This window comes from Nocardia salmonicida, from assembly GCF_036142455.1.
GTDB classification, from domain to species: Bacteria; Actinomycetota; Actinomycetes; order Mycobacteriales; family Mycobacteriaceae; genus Nocardia; species Nocardia salmonicida.
On record NZ_CP108014.1, the window covers coordinates 4,033,303 to 4,050,790 of the forward strand.

Consider the following 17,488-nt stretch of genomic DNA (forward strand, 5'->3'; position numbering starts at 1 on the left):
GCGTGGGTCGAACGGTATTGCGTTGATCAGTCGCGCGGCTTTTCACGAAGCTCGTAAGCCTCGATGATGTCGCCGTCCTTGATGTCGCTGTAGGTGACGGTCATACCGCACTCGAAACCTTCGCGAACCTCAGGAGCGTCGTCCTTCTCCCGCTTGAGCGAGGAGATGGTCATCGTCTCCGCGACCACTCGACCGTCACGGATCAGGCGCGCCTTGGCGTTGCGCTTGACCGAGCCGGAGGTGACCATGCAACCGGCGATGTTGCCGATCTTCGACGAACGGAAGATCGCGCGGATCTCGGCGCGGCCCAGCTCGACCTCTTCGTAGATCGGCTTGAGCATGCCCTTGAGGGCCTTCTCGATCTCGTCGATCGCCTGGTAGATGACCGAGTAGTACCGGATGTCGACGCCTTCGCGGTTGGCCAGCTCAGTGGCCTTGCCCTCCGCGCGGACGTTGAAGCCGATGATGATCGCGTTGGAGGCCGACGCCAGGTTGACGTTGGTCTCGGTGACGCCACCGACACCGCGGTCGATGACGCGCAGACGCACCTCGTCGTCGATCTCGATACCGAGAAGGGCCTCTTCGAGGGCCTCGACGGTACCGGAGTTGTCGCCCTTGAGGATCAGGTTGAGCTCCGAAGTCTCCTTCAGAGCGGCATCCAGATCTTCCAGGCTGATCCGCTTGCGGCTGCGAGCGGCCAGCGCATTGCGCTTACGCGCATTGCGGCGATCGGCGATCTGACGGGCGATGCGGTCTTCCTCGACCACGATCAGGTTGTCACCAGCGCCGGGGACGGAGGTGAAACCGATGACCTGGACCGGACGTGACGGGGTCGCCGCGTGGACGTCCGCGCCGTGCTCGTCGACCATGCGACGGACGCGACCGTAGGCGTCGCCCGCCACGATCGAGTCACCGACGCGCAGGGTGCCGCGCTGGATGAGCACAGTGGCAACGGGGCCACGGCCGCGGTCGAGGTGCGCCTCGATGGCGACACCCTGGGCGTCCATGTCCGGGTTGGCCCGCAGGTCGAGCGAGGCATCCGCGGTCAGCAGCACTGCTTCGAGCAGCTGATCGATGTTGGTGCCCTGCTTGGCCGAGATGTTGACGAACATGGTGTCGCCGCCGTACTCCTCGGTGACCAGGCCGTACTCGGTGAGCTGCTGCTTGATCTTGTCCGGGTTCGCACCCTCTTTGTCGATCTTGTTGATCGCGACGACGATCGGCACATCCGCGGCCTGGGCGTGGTTGATCGCTTCCACCGTCTGCGGCATGACGCCGTCGTCGGCCGCGACCACGAGGATCGCGATATCGGTGGCCTTCGCACCACGAGCACGCATGGCGGTGAACGCCTCGTGACCCGGGGTGTCGATGAAGGTGATCAAGCGCTCTTCGTCGTTGAGGTTGGTGAGCACCTGGTAGGCACCGATGTGCTGGGTGATGCCACCGGCCTCGCCCTCAGCGACGTTGGCCTTACGGATCGTGTCGAGCAGTCGGGTCTTACCGTGGTCGACGTGACCCATGACGGTCACGACCGGCGGACGGTGCTCGAGGTCGTCCTCGCCGCCGGCGTCTTCGCCGTAGGTGAGGTCGAACGACTGCAGCAGTTCGCGATCTTCGTCCTCGGGGCTGACCACGTGGACGACGTAGTTCATCTCGCCGCCGAGCAGCTCGAGGGTCTCGTCGTTCACCGACTGGGTCGCGGTGACCATCTCGCCGAGGTTGAACAGTGCCTGCACGAGAGCAGCGGGGTTCGCGTCGATCTTCTCGGCGAAGTCCGACAGCGACGCGCCACGGGCGAGGCGGATGACCTCACCGTTGCCGCGGGGCAGCCGCACGCCACCGACGGCGGGAGCCTGCATGTTCTCGTACTCGGCGCGCTTCGCCCGCTTCGACTTACGGCCACGGCGAACCGCGCCACCGGGACGACCGAAGGCGCCCGCGGCGCCACCACGGCCACCGGGACCACCGGGACGACCGCCGCCGCCACCGGGACGACCACGGAAACCACCGGCCGCGGGAGCACCCGCACCCGGAGCACCGGGGGCACCGCCACCGCCACCGCGGTAACCGCCACCGCCGCCACCACCACCGGGACGGCCTGCGCCGCCACCGCCGGGAGCGCCACCGGGACGACCGCCGCCACCGGGACGACCCGCACCACCGGGAGCAGGACGTGCCGAACGTGCGGGCATGGCACCGGGGTTCGGACGCGGAGGCATCGAACCCGGGTTGGGACGGGGACCACCGGGACGCGGGGCACCGCCCTGCGCGGCGGCCGGACGCTGACCCTGGCCGCCACCCTGACCGGGGCGGGGACCGCCCTGACCGGGAGCCGGACGCGGGCCACCCTGACCGGGAGCCGGACGGGGACCGCCCTGACCCGGAGTCGGACGCGGGCCACCCTGCGGGGCGGGACGCGGTGCCGGACGCTCACGATCGGGCGCCGAGCTGAACGGGTTGTTGCCGACGCGCGGAGCCTTGGGCCCCGGCTTCGGGCCCGGACCTGCCGGACGCGGACCCGGTGCGGCCGCACCGGGTGTGGTCTGACCCGGACGGGTCTGACCCGCGGCGGGAGCCTGCTCCGGACGCGGCGCGGCGGGAGCCGGACGCGGGCCGGGCGCGGGGGCGCCTGCGGGCTTGGTGGCCGGAGCCTGCTGCGCGGCGGCCGGAGCGGGGCTCGCGGGTGCCGGAGTAGCGGGCTTGGCCTCGACCGGAGCGGCCGGTTCCGGCTTCGGCGCGGCCGGCGCGGCAGCAGCAGCTGCCGGGGCGGGAGCGGCCGGGGCCGGACGCGGACCGGGGCGAGGGCCACCGGGGGTGGGCTTGGCAGCCGGACGGGCTGCTGCTGCCGACGACGGGCCCGGACGGGCCGCCGACTTGGCATCGGCCGCCGGAGCGGACTTCGATGCGACAGATTCACGCAGACGACGTGCGACGGGTGCTTCCACCGTCGAGGACGCCGACTTCACGAACTCGCCTTGCTCCTTGAGCTTTGCGAGTAGTTCCTTGCTTGTGACACCGAGCTCTTTAGCCAACTCGTGCACGCGGGCCTTGCCTGCCACTGCTCTCCTCACTGAGAGGTCGAGCAGTGACGCCGCCTAGGTAAGGCGGGCCCGCACGACCTCGGGTTATCTCCGACGGACGTTCATCGTTGGTGCTTCACGGTGTGCTCATGAGTGCTCGTGCCTGTTCTCGAGGTACTGCTCCAGGGCTGAGATATCCAGATTTCCGGACACTCGTAGGGCTCTGCCGAATGCTCGGCGCCGCTCTGCGGAACGCAAACAAACTGAAACGGGGTGCAACCAGGCACCCCGTCCGGGAAGTCTGCGCCGCGGATCGGGAACAATCGCGACATCGGTGTTCCGATGCTGCGCCACGATCCGCAACAGGTCGGCAGACGGCTCGCGCTGACGGCATCCGATACAGGTGCGAACGGATTGCGCGGGCCGGTCCTGTACCCACTCTACCGGTGACCCGGTCATAACGACGAACCCCTCCCCTCCGGAAGTTACGAACATGTCATCCGCAGGCAGGGATTCGACGCGCCTGGAATCAACTACGGTGCGCTTCCGGCCGGACGGAGTCGTCCGGTTCCGGAGCCGCGTCGCTGCGGATATCGATGCGCCAACCCGTCAGACGGGCGGCCAGGCGGGCGTTCTGGCCCTCCTTGCCGATCGCCAGCGAGAGCTGGAAGTCGGGCACGATCACCCGTGCCGCCCTGGCGTCGGGATCGACGACCGTGACCGATACCACCTTCGACGGAGACAGCGCATTGCCGACGAAGGTCGCCGGATCCTCTGCGTAGTCGATGATATCGATCTTCTCGCCCGCCAGTTCGCTCATCACGTTGCGCACGCGCTGGCCCATCGGACCGATGCACGCGCCCTTGGCGTTCACGCCGGGCACAGTGGACTGCACGGCGATCTTGGAACGGTGTCCCGACTCGCGGGCCACCGCGACGATCTCGACGGAACCGTCGGCGATCTCGGGCACCTCGAGCGAGAACAGCCGCCGCACCAGATTCGGGTGGGTGCGCGAGAGCTGGATCTGCGGGCCACGCGGGCCACGCGAGACGCCGTAGACGTAGCACTTGATGCGATCGCCGTGCTCGTAGGTCTCCCCCGGCACCTGTTCGGCGGGCGGGATGAGCCCCTCGGCGCCGTTGGCCTCGCTGCCGATGCGAACCACCACGATGCCGCGGGCGTTGGCCCTGGCGTCGCGCTGGACCACACCGCCGACGATCTCGCCCTCGTGGGTGGCGAAATCGCCGAAGGACTTCTCGTTCTCGGCGTCACGCAGCCGCTGCAGCACCACCTGGCGGGCGGTGGTCGCGGCGATGCGGCCGAACCCCTCCGGGGTGTCGTCCCATTCGGAGACGAGGTTGCCGTCGGCGTCGAGTTCACGCGCCATCACCCGCACCACACCGGTCTTCTGGTTGATGTCGATGCGCGCGTTGGCCTCGTGGCCGTCGGTGTGCCGGTAAGCGGTGAGCAGCGCCGACTCGATCGCCGAGATCACGGTCTCGATCGAGATGCCTTTGTCGGCGACAATCGCCCGCAAGGCTTCGATTTCAATATTCATTCCGCAACCCCTTCGGTGGGAGTGTCAAGGTGTTGTCCTGGCGCGGCTAGGTCGGCGGGCTCTTCGCCCGGTACCGGGCGGCCCGGCGCGATGCCGCCGGCGAGTTCGAGTTCGGCGGCGCCAGGTGCGTTGAATTCGACCTGGACGACAGCCTCGGCGATATCGGCGACGGGGACGTGAACGCGATGTGGCTTGGTCTTGCCGCCGATGACGAGTGCGATGGTGGCGCCGCCGGTCGCGGCGTCGTCGGCGAGTTGGCCGACGCGCGCGTCGAAACGGGCCTTGCCCTCGATCCGCTCGACACCGTCGGCCAGCTTCACGCGGACCTTGCGGCCCTGCGCGCGCCGCCAGTGCCGTTCGGTGGTGAGCGGGCGCTCCACGCCGGGCGTGCTCACTTCGAGCAGGTAGGCCGAATCGCCGAAATCGCCTGCGGCATCGAGAAGTTCGGACATCTCGCGGCTGATCGCGGCGATGGCGTCCAGGTTCGCGGGGCCGTCGCTGTCGACGGTGACCTTCACCCGAACCGGAGCCAACTCGCCGTTGCCCGCAGCCACGATCGCGACGCCCTCGAGGTCGAAACCCCGGCGTGCGACGAGCTCAGCGACTAGCTGGCTCACCCTTTCCTCGGTGGGCATCGGCATATGGGCGGCTCCTGGTTCAGTTGTGACGCGATCGGAAATATCTACGCCGAAGGTCTAGCGTAACGCGCTCAGAGAGTGTAAAGGACCAGGCGCTGGGCACCACGCACCGGTCCGACTCGGGCGTGCCCGAGGCGTGCCATCTGGCACGATGGTGTTCGTGCCCCACCGCCATACCGTCCCGCCGAGAGCCGGGCGACCTTCCGGCATGCGCTCCGACCGGCACGACCCCCCGCAGTCGCGGGTCGAGCCTGCCACCACGCGCCTGGCCGGGTCGACCCCGGCTCCTACCGGCGTGAACTCGTCGCACCCACCCGTCGCAGTGCCGCATCCCACACCGGTGCAGCAGCTTTCACCCTCCACGCCCGCGCGAGCCGACACACGCTCCGCCTGGCGCCGCCGCACGCTGTTCCGTCTGGTCGGAGCGAGCGCGATCGGCATTCCCGCGGTGGCCGTGCTAGCCGCCTGTGCCGAGGACGATACCGTGCACGCGCCGGATCCTCTTGCCGCGCAAGAGATCATGGCCAGAGCCGATGCCGCCGCCGCGACGGCCGCGATCGCGTTGGCGCCGCAGTCGAACGCCGCGCTGAGCACGATCGCCACCGAGCGCACCGCGCACGCCGAGGCGCTGCGCACCGAAATCGACCGCGTACTCGGCGTTTACGGCGACGGCACCACCCCGGTGCATCGCACGGGCGTGCTGACCGTGCCCGGCCCCGACGGCTCCCCCGTGTCCGCTTCGGAGGTCGAGACCGCGGCCGCGCAGCCGACCACCGTCGCACAGTTGCGTGATCAGCTGGTTCGCTCCCAACAGGCCGCCGCCACCCTGGCCCGCACCGAATCCGGTTATCGCGCCGGACTTCTCGCGTCGATCAGTGCGGCCTGCGCCACCCAGGCAGGAGTCCTGCTGACATGACCGAACAGCGAAAGACCCTCCAGAACGCGCTCGACGCCGAGTACGCCGCCGTGTACTCCTACGGCCTGATCGCCGCGTACGCCAACGCCGACCGGTCCCGCATGGTCGCCGAGTTCGGCGCCGCGCATCGAGCCCGCCGCGACGCCACGATCGAGCTACTCGAAGCCGACGGCACGGCACCGGACGCCCCCGGCGCCGCCTATACCCCGCCCGCCCCGGTCGACAATCCGATCCCGGCGGCGCATCTGGCGGTGAGCGTCGAATCCGATTGCGCCGCAGCGTGGTACGCGGTCGTCGAAAACGCGACCGACGAAACGGTGCGCGCCACCGCGACGGAGGCGCTCACCGAAGCCGCCGTTCGCCGCGCTCGCTGGCAGGTGATTCTGGGATCGGTGCCGATCACCGTCACCTTCCCCGGGCGAGCGTAGGCAAGATCGGTTCCGGGTAGATCGGCGACCCACCCGGAACCGAGGGCCCGACTACGGGCGCATCGCGTACGCGCCGTCGTAGGCCTCCACCTGCTGCCACACCCGACCGAACCGCTCGGCGTCGGCAACCGGGCTGCGCAGGGCCCCGATCGCCCAGGCTCGTTGAGCCTCGGTGACCGACGGCTTGCCGAGCAGCGCCGCTGCCTGGGTGTTGAAGTCGCGGATCTGGAAGTCGAAGATCTGATCGAGCACATCGCGGTCGAGCCCGGTGAGCTCGGCCTGCTCGAGAATCAGCTGCCCGTAGACCACCGTGGAGAACAGGTGGCCGATGGTCAGCATGAAGTCCAGGTCCTTCTGCTGGTCCGCGTCGGGCGCCGCGGTGAGCAGCAGGCTGCGCAGCGCCTGGGCCTGCTCGTAGAACCGGCCGACATTCGGGACCTCGGATGCCTGCTCGTAGGCGGGGGTCCAGTCGGCGAACTGCACCTTGCCCGCGCCGCGCGCCGGACCCTGCTGCCAGAAGAACGGCTGGTCGCCGGGGGCGAGGTCGGTGCCGATCGCCGGGTATTCCTTCGGGTTGAGCAGGTAGTTCGGCATGAACTTCAGGATCTGCCCCACGTTCACGTGCACGGTGCCCTCGAGGCGCGGCAGGTGGTTGATGTAGCGCGAGGCCTGTGCGAAGTAGGTGGCCTTCTCGAATCCCTTGGCCGCCAGCACATCCAGCAGCAGGGTCATCGCGACCTCGGCCTCGGAGGTGACCTTGGACTTGGTCATCGGGTTGAACAGCAGGTAGCGGCGGTCCTCGAGCGAGGCGCTGCGGAAGTAGTCCACGGCGCGGTCGCTGAACAGCTTCATCGCGATCAGCCGCGCGTAGGCGTCGACGAAATTGCCGCGCACGTGGGCGAAGTCGGTGACGGGGTTGCCGTAGAGGATGCGGTTGTTGGCGTGGGTGATGGCCTCGAAGAACGAGTGCTCGACCATGCCGATGCCGCCGTGGCAGAGGTTGAACTTGCCGACGTTGACGGTGTTGAGCGCGGCCGAGAAGGCCTCCGGCCCTTCGTGGAGCAGGTCGGCGGCGGTCACCGGGTAGTTCTCCAGCCGGAAGTGGCTGACATACATCTGACCGTGGATGACGCTCTCGATCAGGTGGTAGTCGTCGTGGCGGCTGTCGGCGGCGAACCAGATGTAGCCCGCCGGACCCTCGACGTCGGCGCGGCGCGAGAACACCGACACCATCGAGGCGACGTTGCCGTTGCCGATGTAGTACTTCTCGCCGCTCGCCCGGAACAGGATGCCCGCCTCGGCATCGGCACTGCCCGGCTCGCTCGGGGTGAGGATCAGGTCGGTGTTGTAGATGTCGGCGCCGTGGTCGCGCTCGGACAGCGCGAACGCCATCACCTGGCCGTCGTCGAGGTCGGCGGCGGCCTTGCGCTTGGCGATCTCGTTATCGCTCTGCCAGATCGGGCCGAGGCCGAGGATGGTGACCTGCTCGGCGTACCAGTACGCCAGTCCGTAGAACCCGAAGATCTCCGCCAGCGCCGCGTTGCGTGCCGCGTCCCAGCGCTTGTTCGGGTCGCCGTCGGCGTAGGCGGCCGGGGTCAGGAAGGTCGCGAAGAGCTTCTCCTTGCCGACGAACTCGAGGAACTCCGAGGTCCACACCGCGTCGCGATCCTCGACCAGCAGCTGCGCCTTGCCCTTGGACTCGAACCACTCGATGGTGGCCTTCAACAGCCGACGTGTCTCGGCGTCGAAGTGCTGCGGGTCGTAGGTGGCCGGGTTGAAAAGCAGGCTGGGCGAACTCGTCATGCCCGTTAACTTAGCAGCGCCACCCACTCGCCACGCCGCCCCCGCAACTCCCTCACCTGCACTTTCGCCTACGTAGCCGTAAGTTCGAATGCCATAGACAGCAATCGCGCTGCCCCACATCCAGTGGGACAGCGCGATTCGTGCGATGACACTCAGCCGCGAACCTTGGCGGTTACCGCGCTCACGGCGTCTTCGGCCGGGATCTCCTCGGCTTCGCCGGTGAAGCGGTTGCGCAGCTCCACCTTGCCCTCGGCCCAGCCGCGGCCGATGACCAGGATCCAGGGCATACCGAGCAGTTCGGCGTCCTTGAACTTCACGCCGGGCGAGGCGGTGCGGTCGTCGAAGAGGACCTCGAGGCCCTCGGCGTCCAGGCCCGCCACGACGTGTTCGGCGCCGTCGCGGGCGGCGGCGTCCTTGTTGGCGATCACCACGTGCACGTCGAACGGGGCGACCTCGGCGGGCCAGCGCAGGCCCTTCTCGTCGTGCTGCTGTTCGGCGATCACCGCGACCATGCGGGAGATGCCGATGCCGTAGGAGCCCATCGTGAGGCGCACCGGCTTGCCGTTCTCGCCGAGCACGTCGACATCGAAGGCGTCGGTGTACTTACGGCCGAGCTGGAAGATGTGGCCGATCTCGATGCCGCGCGCGGACACCAGCGGGCCCGCGCCGTCGGGCGAGGGATCGCCGTCGCGGACCTCGGCGGCCTCGATGGTGCCGTCGGGGGTGAAGTCGCGGCCCGCGACCAGGCCGACAACGTGCTTGCCCTTGACGTCGGCGCCGGTGATCCACGCGGTGCCCTCGGCGACGCGGGGATCGACGAGGTAACGAACACCGTTGGCGGCCAAGCTCTTCGGGCCGATGTAGCCCTTCACGAGGAACGGGTTGGCGGCGAAGTCGGCCTCGGTGAGCAGCTCCACCTCGGCGGGCTCGACGGCGGCGCCGAGACGCTTGTCGTCGACCTCGCGGTCACCGGGGACGCCGATGCCGAGGATCTCGGTCTTGCCGTCGGGGTGGCGCAGCTTCACCATCACGTTCTTCAACGTGTCGGCGGCGGTCACCGTGCGGTCGAGGACCTTCGCCTCGTTGGCCCAGTCGACGAGCGTCGCGATGGTGGGGGTGTTCGGAGTGTCGTACTCGACCGCGGCGGCCTGACCCTCGATGGGCAGCGGCGCGGGCGCGGGCGTGACCACGGCTTCCACGTTCGCCGCGTAGCCGGACTCGACACAGCGCACGTAGGTGTCCTCGCCGACAGGACTGGCGGCGAGGAACTCCTCGGACGCGCTGCCGCCCATGGCGCCGGAGGTGGCGGCCACGATCACGTACTCGACGCGGAGCCGTTCGAAGATCGCCTGGTAGGCCTTGCGATGGGTGGCGTAGCTGTTGGTCAGCCCGTCGTCGTCGATGTCGAAGGAGTAGGAATCCTTCATCACGAACTCGCGGCCGCGCAGGATGCCCGCACGGGGACGTTCCTCGTCGCGGTACTTGGTCTGGATCTGGTACAGGGTGACCGGCAGATCCTTGTAGGAGTTGTACTCACCCTTCACGGTGAGCGCGAACAGTTCCTCATGGGTGGGCCCGAGCAGGTAGTCGCCGCCCTTGCGGTCCTTGAGCCGGAACAGGCCGGGGCCGTACTCGGTCCACCGATTGGTGGTCTCGTAGGGCTCGCGCGGCAGCAGCGTCGGCAGCGAGATCTCCTGGGCGCCGGTGGCGTCCATCTCCTGGCGCACGACGTCCTCGATCTTGCGCAGCGTGCGCAGACCGAGCGGCAGCCACGAGTACATGCCGGGGGCGACCCGACGGACGTAGCCGGCGCGAACGAGCAGTTTGTGGCTGGGCACCTCGGCGTCGGCGGGATCGTCTCGCAGGGTGCGCAGGAACAGGCGGGAGAGGCGGGTGATCACGGATGCACAGGGTAGTCCCTGGTCCGGGCGGGGCGACAGCCGATTACCACCTGAGCGCTCCCGACACCCCGAAAACCGGTCCGAACATATAAGCGCCTGTCAGGTTACCCAATAGAATTCTGTTTCAATCATCAGATAACAACCTGATAACGTAACTGCATCTGACAATTGTTTGGTGACTACATTTTCCCCATAAGTCAATTACGTACTTACAACAGAAAATTGGTGGCGGTAACGCTGCCCTTGGGAGGTCACAATGGCTGAGACGAAATCCATGTCGAAGCGCTGTACAGCGGTGTTCACCGGTGCCGCGTTGGTGGCCGCGGCCCTCGCCGGATGCACCAAGACCGAGACCACCGAGAGCGGTCAGCTCCTGCAGTCACTGAAGGACAAGGGCACGATCACCGTGGGTTTCGCCGGTGAAGCGCCCTATTCGTTCGAGGACGGCGGCCAGCTCACCGGCGCCACCGTGGCACTGCACAAAGAGATCTTCGCCAACCTCGGCATCAAGACCGTCGACGGTGTGCAGACCGAGTTCGGCGCACTGATTCCCGGCCTGCAGGCCAATCGTTTCGATGCGGTCAGTGCCGGTATGTCGATCTTGCCGAAACGCTGTGAACAGGCATCTTTCAGCGAACCGGAATTCATGTACACCACGGCGCTGATGGTGAAACCCGGTAATCCGATGAATTTGACCGATATGCAGTCGATCAAGGCCAGTGGCGCGAAGATGACCGCGATGACCGGCGCCATCGAATCCGATTACGCCAGCTCGCTCGGCATCGACGCCACCCAGGTCGCCACCCCGCAGGACGGGATGGACGCGGTCACCTCCGGGCGCGCCGACGTGTTCGCGCTCACCGCGATCTCGCTGAACTGGCTCAAGAGCCACACACCGAACGCCGCCGTCGACGTGACGCCGTCGTTCGTGGCCGTCATCGACGGCAAGCCGCAGGTGGGCGCCGGTGGCACCGTGTTCCGCACCACCGATCCCGACCTGCTCGCCGCCTACAACGCCGAGCTGGCCAAGATCACCGGCGACAAGGACAAGTACCTGTCGATCGTCGGCAAGTTCGGGTTCACCGAGCGCGAGCTCCCTGATCCGAAGTACACGACGGCCAAGCTGTGCAAGGGCGAAATCTGATCCACCCATGAGCAATGTCGATGCGGTACGCGATGCCCTTCCCGCGCTGTGGCAGGGCATCGTCGTCACGCTGGAGCTGACCATCGGCGGCGCGCTCCTCGCGTTCGTCCTCGCCCTCGCCCTCGGTACCACCGCCCGCGTACGCAATCTCGCGGCGCGCGGCAGTGCCCGCGTGATGATCGAATTCTTCCGCGGCACGTCACTTCTGGTGCAGATCTTCTGGCTGTTCTATGTGCTGCCGCTGCTCGGCTACAAGCTCGACCCGCTCTTCTGCGGCATCCTGGCGCTCGGCCTGAACTACGGCGCCTACGGTGCCGAGGTGGTGCGTGGGGCGCTCAACGCGGTGCCGCGCGCGCAGTTCGAAGCGGCGGTCGCGCTGAATTTCAGTCCGTGGCAGCGGATGCGCAGAGTGCTGTTCCCGCAGGCATGGGCGCTGATGCTGCCCTCGTTGACCAATCTGCTGGTCCACCTGCTCAAAGGCACCGCCGTGGCGTCCTACATCACGCTGCACGACCTGACCTACGAGATCGGCGACCTGCGCAAGACCACCAGCGACACCCTGTTCTCCTTCGGTGTCGGCCTGCTCATCTACTTCGTCCTCGGCTACGTACTCACCCTGGGCATGAACCTGCTCGAGACCCGCGCCAAGACCAAGCTGGGCCGCGGGGCCACGCTCAAGGAAGTGCTGAGCCTGGCGCCCGATGACACGAAGGTGGCGCCATGAGAGCGGAATGGAGTTGGGAGCGCGCCCGCGAGGCCCTGCCGGTGCTGTGGGACGGCTTCCAGATCACCCTGCTGGCAACGGTGCTCGGCTTCGCGCTGGCCGCGGTGCTCGGGCTGGCGATCGCGATGATCCGGCGCACGATGCCGCGCCCGATCGCCGCGCCGGTGCACGCGGTGAGCGAGTTCGTCCGCCTCACCCCGCTGGTCGTGCAATTGCTGTTCGCCTACACGCTGTTCACGCAGTTCTCGGCGTTGCAGATCGGCATCGTCGTGCTCGGCATCCACTATTCGAGTTACCTGGCCGAGGTGTATCGGGCCGGGATCGAGGCGGTGCCGAAGGGGCAGTGGGAGGCGGCGCGCGCGCTGTCGTTACCGCCGGTGCGCACCTGGGGCGCGGTGGTGCTGCCGCAGGCGATCCGGGCGAGCCTGCCCGCGCTCGGCACCAACGCCGTGTCGATGTTCAAGGACACACCGTTCTTGTTCGCCATCTCGGTCGTCGAATTGGTGACCGCCGCACAGCAATTCGGAGCGCGCAACTTCGCGTATCTGGAGTCGATCACGATGGCCGGGGTGTTCTTCCTCCTCGCCAGCTACCCGACGTCTGTGCTGATCAGAAGACTGGAGAAGCGCCTTGCCTACTACTGACGAGATGATTCGATTCGATCAGGTGGTCAAACGCTTCGGCGAGCTCACCGTGCTCGACCAGCTCGATTTCAGTGTCCGCCGCGGGGAGAAGGTCACCCTGATCGGGCCGTCGGGGTCGGGCAAGACCACCATCCTGCGGCTGCTGATGACGCTGGAAACGATCAGCGACGGCGTGATCTGGGTCGACGGTGAACCACTCACCCATACCGAACGCGGCGGAAAGCTGGTGCCCGCCAAGGAGAAACACCTGCGCGCGGTGCGTACCAAGATCGGCATGGTGTTCCAGCAGTTCAACCTGTTCCCGAACATGACGGTACTGGAGAACATCACCGAGGCGCCGATCCACGTGCTCGGCAAGTCGAAAGACGAGGCGCGCGAACGCGCTCGGCACCTGCTCGAGGTCGTCGGTCTGTCGGACAAGGCCGACGCGCATCCCTCGCAGCTGTCGGGCGGGCAGCAGCAGCGGGTCGCGATCGCGCGTTGTTGCGCGATGGATCCGAAGGTGATGCTGCTCGACGAGGTGACCTCGGCCCTGGACCCGGAACTGGTCGGCGATGTCCTCGACGTGCTGCGCACGATCGCCGAAACCACCGATATCACCATGCTGATCGTCACCCACGAGATGCGCTTCGCCCGCGAGGTATCGGACCGGGTACTGATGTTCGACTCCGGTCGCATCGTCGAACAGGGTCCGCCCGAGCAGATCTTCGAGGCACCGACCAATGAGCGCACGCGCAAGTTCCTCGAAGCCGTGCGCTGAACTCGCGGACGGGGCGGGGCGCGGTGGCGGTTTCGACGGCGATTAACGTTGACGATCGTGCTGGTGCTGCTGCCTCCCTCCGAAACCAAGTCCGACGGCGGATCGGGCGCGCCGCTGGACCTCGACGTCCTGGCGATGCCGCAGCTCAGCGCGGTTCGCGACAAACTGATCACCGAGGTGGTGCAGCTGGCGGCCGACCCCGCCGCCTCCGCCGGGGTACTCGGCCTCGGTAAAGGCGCGGATGCGGAGATAGCCCGCAACGCGAGCCTGCGCACGTCGGCGACCCGCCCCGCCCTGGAGCGCTACACCGGGGTCCTCTACGACGCACTGGACGCGACGTCGTTCACCAAGGTGCAGCGCGCCAAGGCCTACGCCCGCCTTGGCATCGGCTCGGCCCTGTTCGGCGCGGTCCGCGCAGCCGACCCCATCCCCGCCTACCGCCTCTCGGGCGGCACCAAACTTCCAGGGCTGCCGACACTTTCGGCGGTGTGGCGCGATGTTCTGCCCGACGCCCTCTACACCGAGGCCGCGGGCGAACTCGTCATCGACCTACGCTCGGGCACCTACCAGCAGCTGGGCCGGGTCCCCGACGCCATCACCGCCAATGTCCTCACCGAGCACCCCGACGGCTCGCGCACCGTCGTCAGCCACTTCAACAAACATCACAAAGGCTTGCTCGCCCGCGCCCTCGTTCTCACCCGCGCCGATCCCACCGACATCCGCGCCGTCGCCCGGGTGGCCACCACAGCCGGACTGCGCGCCGAAATCGCCTCCCCCACCGAACTTCTCATCATTACCCAGTAGTGGGGGCCATGAGCTGGATGAGATTGCCGCAGGTGTCGTCGAAGACCGCGGTGCTGAACGCGCCCATGGCCGCCGGCGCCTGGGTGAAGAAGACGCCGCGGTCGAGCAGGCGGCGGTATTCGGCGTCGAGATCGTCGACGGTGAAGACGATCACGGGGATACCCTCGGCGCTCAGCGCCGTTTTGTAGGCCTTGGCCGCCGGGTGCTGATCGGGCTCGAGCAGCAGCTGGATGCCGTCGACGTCGGCGGGCGAGACGAGGGTGAGCCAGTCGAATTCGCCGAGGGACACCTTGTCTTTGACCTGGAAGCCGAGCACGTCGGTGTAGAAGACCTCGGCCTTGGCTTGGTCGTCGACGAAGACGCTCGTCACTCCGATGCGAATCATGTGTCCTCCTGAGGGATGGGCCATCGCACCGAAACCGCTCGCAGCGGCGTGAAATCGGCGTGATGGAACTTGTAGCGGCCTTGCCGACGGGTGTGGACGAGACCGACGTCCTCGAGCACGCCGAGGTGCTGGGTGATCGCCTGGCGCGACGAGCTGATGTCGTGCTTGCTCACGAGCCGGGCGCACAGTTCGAACAGGGTCTGCCCGTCACGATCGGCCAGTTCATCGAGAAGTGCACGTCGTGTCGAATCCGCCAACGCGGTGAAGATGTCGGTCACTCCGCACGCTCCGTTCGCTCCCTTCGAACCATAGGCAAGTGCGCACTTGCATGTCAAGGGCAAGTGTCCAGTTGCCTATTCGGCACCGCATCCCGCCCGCCATCCTCGCGCCGCCTCGACCAGCCGGGCGCGAACCAGGTCGACATGCGGTCGCGAGGGCGCGCCGACCCGGCGCGCCAGGAATCCGGTGTTGATCGGCGGATCGGCGGGATCGAGCAGCGTGACCAGGGTTCCGTCGGCCCGTTCCCGGCCGCACAGGTAGTGCGGAAGCACGCTGATCCCCGCCCCCGCGATGACCGCGGCGAGTACCGCGCGCAGGTCACCAACGATCAGCGCCGGTTCGACTTCCAGCCGGGTCTCGAACACGTGGCGCCAGTATCGGCGCAAGATCGGCAGATCGGCGGCGTAGCTGACGAGCGGGATACCCTCCAGCGCGATCGGACCTTCGGCGCGCAGGCGGGCGGTGTCGATGCGGTCGGCCATCTCGGGGGCCGCGACGAGGAGGAATTCCTCGTCGACGAGCGGTTCGGCCAGCACGGTACGCCCACGCGGTCGGGTAGTGGCGAAGACCAGGTCCAGTGCGCCCGAATGCAATCGGGCCAGCAGGTCGTCGGTGATCCCGGTGCTGACAGTGAGCCGCACGCCGTCGGCGACCAGCGGTGCGAGCGCGGGCACCACCTTGGCGGCGAGCATCTCCGCCGGTCCGCCGAGGAGCACCGGCGGTTCGGGCGGCGCCGCACGATCGGTCACCGCCCCGCTCACGACCGCCTCCAGCGCCTCCAGTGGGCTACTCACCCGCGCCGCGAGCTCGTGACCGGCGGCGGTCGGCGTCACCCCACGGGGCAGTCGTTCGAACAGCGGCCTGCCGAGGTGTCGCTCGAGCGCCTGGATCTGGGTGGTCACGGTCGGCTGGGACAGTCCCACCTGGGCCGCGCCCGCGGTGAGCGAACCGGTGCGGAAGACGGCCAGAAAGGTCCGCAGCTGCACCAGATCCATCGACCCATCGGCTGTCCTATGTCTCATATAGACAATCCTATTGGTCAGGGGATGCCATCGACCTTAGCGTTGATCCCATGGCACACATCCTGTTCGTTCTCACCGGCACCGATCATTGGACACTGGCCGACGGCACCGAACATCCCACCGGCTACTGGGCCGAGGAATTCACCGCGCCCTACGCGGCCTTCACCGGCGCGGGCCACACCGTCACCGTGGCAACCCCGAACGGCGTGATCGCGACCGTCGACCAGGCCAGCATGGCCCCCGAGGTCAACGGCGGCGCCGAAGGTGCGGCGGCGGTCGCCGAAACCCTCTCCGGCGCGACCGCGTTGCGGAGTCCGATCGCCCTCGACAAGGTCGATCTCGCCGACTACGACGCCGTCTTCTACCCTGGCGGTCACGGCCCGATGCAAGACCTCGCCGTCGACCCTGTCTCCGGCACTCTGCTCACCGACGCGCTCGCCTCCGGCAAGCCGCTCGGCATCGTCTGCCACGCCCCCGCCGCGCTCCTGGCCACCGCCGAGTCGGGCAGTTCCCCCTTTGCCGGCTACCGCCTCACCGCGTTCAGCAATGCCGAGGAAACCCAGGCGGGCTTCGCCGACAAGGCGAAGTGGTTGCTCCAGAATCGCTTGGTCGCGCTCGGTGCCGACTACCGCGAAGGCGACCCGTGGGCGCCGCACATCGAGGTGGACCGCAACCTCTACACCGGACAGAACCCCGCCTCCGCGGGCCCGCTGGCCGCCGAGATACTCACCGCCCTCTAGCCGGGCAACAGGCCGCCGGTCACGTCAGCCGATGTCGGCGGTGAGCTCGGCGAGTTCGGCCGTGAGGTTGGCCCGGGCGATCGCCTCGTAGCGGTCGTGGGCGAGGTCGGTGCGGAACAGGCGGGGCTGATCGGCCAGATTACGAAGGACCGAGGCGCGGCCCGCGCGGAACAGGTCGTCGGGGACGTGGGCGTATTCCGCGCGGATCGCGGCGGTGTAGGCGGCGTATTCCTCGGGTGTGCCACCGAGCACGACGAGGTCGGCATCGCAGAGGACCGCGCCGTTCGCATCACCGGGCTGCGGCTTGTGTCCGCGGGTCAGCACCACGAGCCGCACCACCTCCTCGACCAGTTCCGGTGCGGCGCCCAGTGATTCGAGAATGTCGCGGCCCAGGTCGGCGCTGCGCTCCTCGTTGTCGGCCCGCGCGACGGCGTAGATCGCGTCGTGGAAGAACGCCGCGTATCGTACGGCTTCGATATCGGCTGCGGCACCGGCGAATTCGTCGATCGCCGCGAGCATCACCGCCAGGTGGGTGCCGGTGTGGTAACGGCGATGCGGTTCGCTGTAGCGTCCCACCACCCCGGCGCCGATTTGCTCGGCCTCGACCCCGGCCAAGGCGATCCACCGGTCAAGCAGGTTCTGCGACAGCGCACTCATACAACAAGTTTCGTCGTCGGCACCGACACCCACAACCCCCCGATCCTGCCTGTCACCGCCGCTGC

General features: G+C 67.8%; 18 protein-coding genes. 8 read left to right on the forward strand and 10 right to left on the reverse strand.

The features are described from left to right. Positions 1 to 26 precede the first annotated feature (26 nt). From infB to rimP, 4 genes are all read right to left on the reverse strand, one after another. Positions 27 to 3,059 carry a translation initiation factor IF-2 gene (gene infB / locus OHS03_RS18990; RefSeq protein ID WP_328655904.1) on the reverse strand — a complete coding sequence of 1,011 codons (3,033 nt, stop codon included), beginning with the start codon at positions 3,057 to 3,059 and terminating at the stop codon, positions 27 to 29. Positions 3,060 to 3,167: 108 nt separating this feature from the next. Next, on the reverse strand, positions 3,168 to 3,479 hold the full coding sequence (locus OHS03_RS18995) for a YlxR family protein (protein ID WP_082843990.1): 312 nt from the start codon (positions 3,477 to 3,479) through the stop codon (positions 3,168 to 3,170). Positions 3,480 to 3,549: 70 nt separating this feature from the next. Then, positions 3,550 to 4,578: a transcription termination factor NusA gene (gene nusA, locus OHS03_RS19000; protein ID WP_056811539.1), complete on the reverse strand. Its 1,029-nt coding sequence runs from the start codon at positions 4,576 to 4,578 to the stop codon at positions 3,550 to 3,552. Further along, complete coding sequence (gene rimP, locus OHS03_RS19005; protein WP_328655906.1) at positions 4,575 to 5,219, reverse strand: ribosome maturation factor RimP; 645 nt, start codon at positions 5,217 to 5,219, stop codon at positions 4,575 to 4,577. Before rimP ends, nusA begins: the two co-directional genes overlap by 4 nt. 157 nt (positions 5,220 to 5,376) lie before the next feature. Here rimP and OHS03_RS19010 point away from each other — a divergent pair, with 157 nt between their 5' ends. Next, positions 5,377 to 6,132: a hypothetical protein gene (locus OHS03_RS19010; RefSeq protein ID WP_328655908.1), complete on the forward strand. Its 756-nt coding sequence runs from the start codon at positions 5,377 to 5,379 to the stop codon at positions 6,130 to 6,132. Then, on the forward strand, positions 6,129 to 6,560 hold the full coding sequence (locus OHS03_RS19015) for a ferritin-like domain-containing protein (protein WP_328655910.1): 432 nt from the start codon (positions 6,129 to 6,131) through the stop codon (positions 6,558 to 6,560). The genes OHS03_RS19010 and OHS03_RS19015 overlap by 4 nt, the downstream gene beginning before the upstream one ends. Positions 6,561 to 6,611: 51 nt before the next feature. Here the strand turns inward: OHS03_RS19015 and OHS03_RS19020 are convergent, their stop codons facing one another. Together OHS03_RS19020 and OHS03_RS19025 are read right to left on the reverse strand one after the other, a co-directional pair. After that, positions 6,612 to 8,363 (reverse strand): acyl-CoA dehydrogenase family protein, encoded by a 1,752-nt coding sequence (locus OHS03_RS19020; RefSeq protein ID WP_328655912.1) that lies wholly within the window; start codon positions 8,361 to 8,363, stop codon positions 6,612 to 6,614. A 152-nt stretch (positions 8,364 to 8,515) separates the two neighbouring features. Beyond that, positions 8,516 to 10,264 carry a proline--tRNA ligase gene (locus OHS03_RS19025; RefSeq protein WP_328655914.1) on the reverse strand — a complete coding sequence of 583 codons (1,749 nt, stop codon included), beginning with the start codon at positions 10,262 to 10,264 and terminating at the stop codon, positions 8,516 to 8,518. A 274-nt stretch (positions 10,265 to 10,538) separates the two neighbouring features. Here OHS03_RS19025 and ehuB point away from each other — a divergent pair, with 274 nt between their 5' ends. Genes ehuB through yaaA form a run of 5 tightly spaced genes read left to right on the forward strand, consistent with a single transcriptional unit; the run spans position 10,539 to position 14,340 of the window. Beyond that, the gene (gene ehuB, locus OHS03_RS19030) at positions 10,539 to 11,408 is read left to right on the forward strand and encodes an ectoine/hydroxyectoine ABC transporter substrate-binding protein EhuB (RefSeq protein WP_056811552.1); all 870 of its coding nucleotides are present in this window, start codon (positions 10,539 to 10,541) and stop codon (positions 11,406 to 11,408) included. Positions 11,409 to 11,415: 7 nt separating this feature from the next. Beyond that, complete coding sequence (gene ehuC / locus OHS03_RS19035; RefSeq protein WP_056811553.1) at positions 11,416 to 12,132, forward strand: ectoine/hydroxyectoine ABC transporter permease subunit EhuC; 717 nt, start codon at positions 11,416 to 11,418, stop codon at positions 12,130 to 12,132. Beyond that, a complete protein-coding gene (gene ehuD, locus OHS03_RS19040; protein WP_056811556.1) occupies positions 12,129 to 12,776 on the forward strand; it encodes an ectoine/hydroxyectoine ABC transporter permease subunit EhuD in 648 nt (215 codons plus the stop codon). The genes ehuC and ehuD overlap by 4 nt, the downstream gene beginning before the upstream one ends. A gap of 4 nt (positions 12,777 to 12,780) precedes the next feature. Beyond that, the gene (gene ehuA, locus OHS03_RS19045; RefSeq protein ID WP_056811559.1) at positions 12,781 to 13,536 is read left to right on the forward strand and encodes an ectoine/hydroxyectoine ABC transporter ATP-binding protein EhuA; all 756 of its coding nucleotides are present in this window, start codon (positions 12,781 to 12,783) and stop codon (positions 13,534 to 13,536) included. Positions 13,537 to 13,593: 57 nt separating this feature from the next. Further along, positions 13,594 to 14,340 (forward strand): peroxide stress protein YaaA, encoded by a 747-nt coding sequence (yaaA, locus tag OHS03_RS19050; RefSeq protein WP_328664305.1) that lies wholly within the window; start codon positions 13,594 to 13,596, stop codon positions 14,338 to 14,340. Here yaaA and OHS03_RS19055 read toward each other — a convergent pair. From OHS03_RS19055 to OHS03_RS19065, 3 genes are all read right to left on the reverse strand, one after another. Continuing rightward, the gene (locus OHS03_RS19055) at positions 14,330 to 14,722 is read right to left on the reverse strand and encodes a VOC family protein (protein ID WP_328664307.1); all 393 of its coding nucleotides are present in this window, start codon (positions 14,720 to 14,722) and stop codon (positions 14,330 to 14,332) included. The genes yaaA and OHS03_RS19055 overlap by 11 nt on opposite strands. Continuing rightward, a complete protein-coding gene (locus tag OHS03_RS19060; RefSeq protein WP_056811563.1) occupies positions 14,722 to 15,003 on the reverse strand; it encodes an ArsR/SmtB family transcription factor in 282 nt (93 codons plus the stop codon). Before OHS03_RS19060 ends, OHS03_RS19055 begins: the two co-directional genes overlap by 1 nt. Positions 15,004 to 15,078: 75 nt before the next feature. After that, a complete protein-coding gene (locus OHS03_RS19065) occupies positions 15,079 to 16,026 on the reverse strand; it encodes a LysR family transcriptional regulator (protein ID WP_328655916.1) in 948 nt (315 codons plus the stop codon). A 50-nt stretch (positions 16,027 to 16,076) separates the two neighbouring features. Here OHS03_RS19065 and OHS03_RS19070 point away from each other — a divergent pair, with 50 nt between their 5' ends. Beyond that, positions 16,077 to 16,766, forward strand: coding sequence for a type 1 glutamine amidotransferase domain-containing protein (locus OHS03_RS19070; RefSeq protein WP_328655918.1), 690 nt, complete (start codon positions 16,077 to 16,079; stop codon positions 16,764 to 16,766). Between the two features lie 24 nt (positions 16,767 to 16,790). Here OHS03_RS19070 and OHS03_RS19075 read toward each other — a convergent pair whose 3' ends face one another. Beyond that, positions 16,791 to 17,423, reverse strand: a complete 633-nt coding sequence (locus tag OHS03_RS19075; protein ID WP_056811572.1) for an HD domain-containing protein — start codon at positions 17,421 to 17,423, stop codon at positions 16,791 to 16,793. Between the last annotated feature and the right edge of the window lie 65 nt (positions 17,424 to 17,488).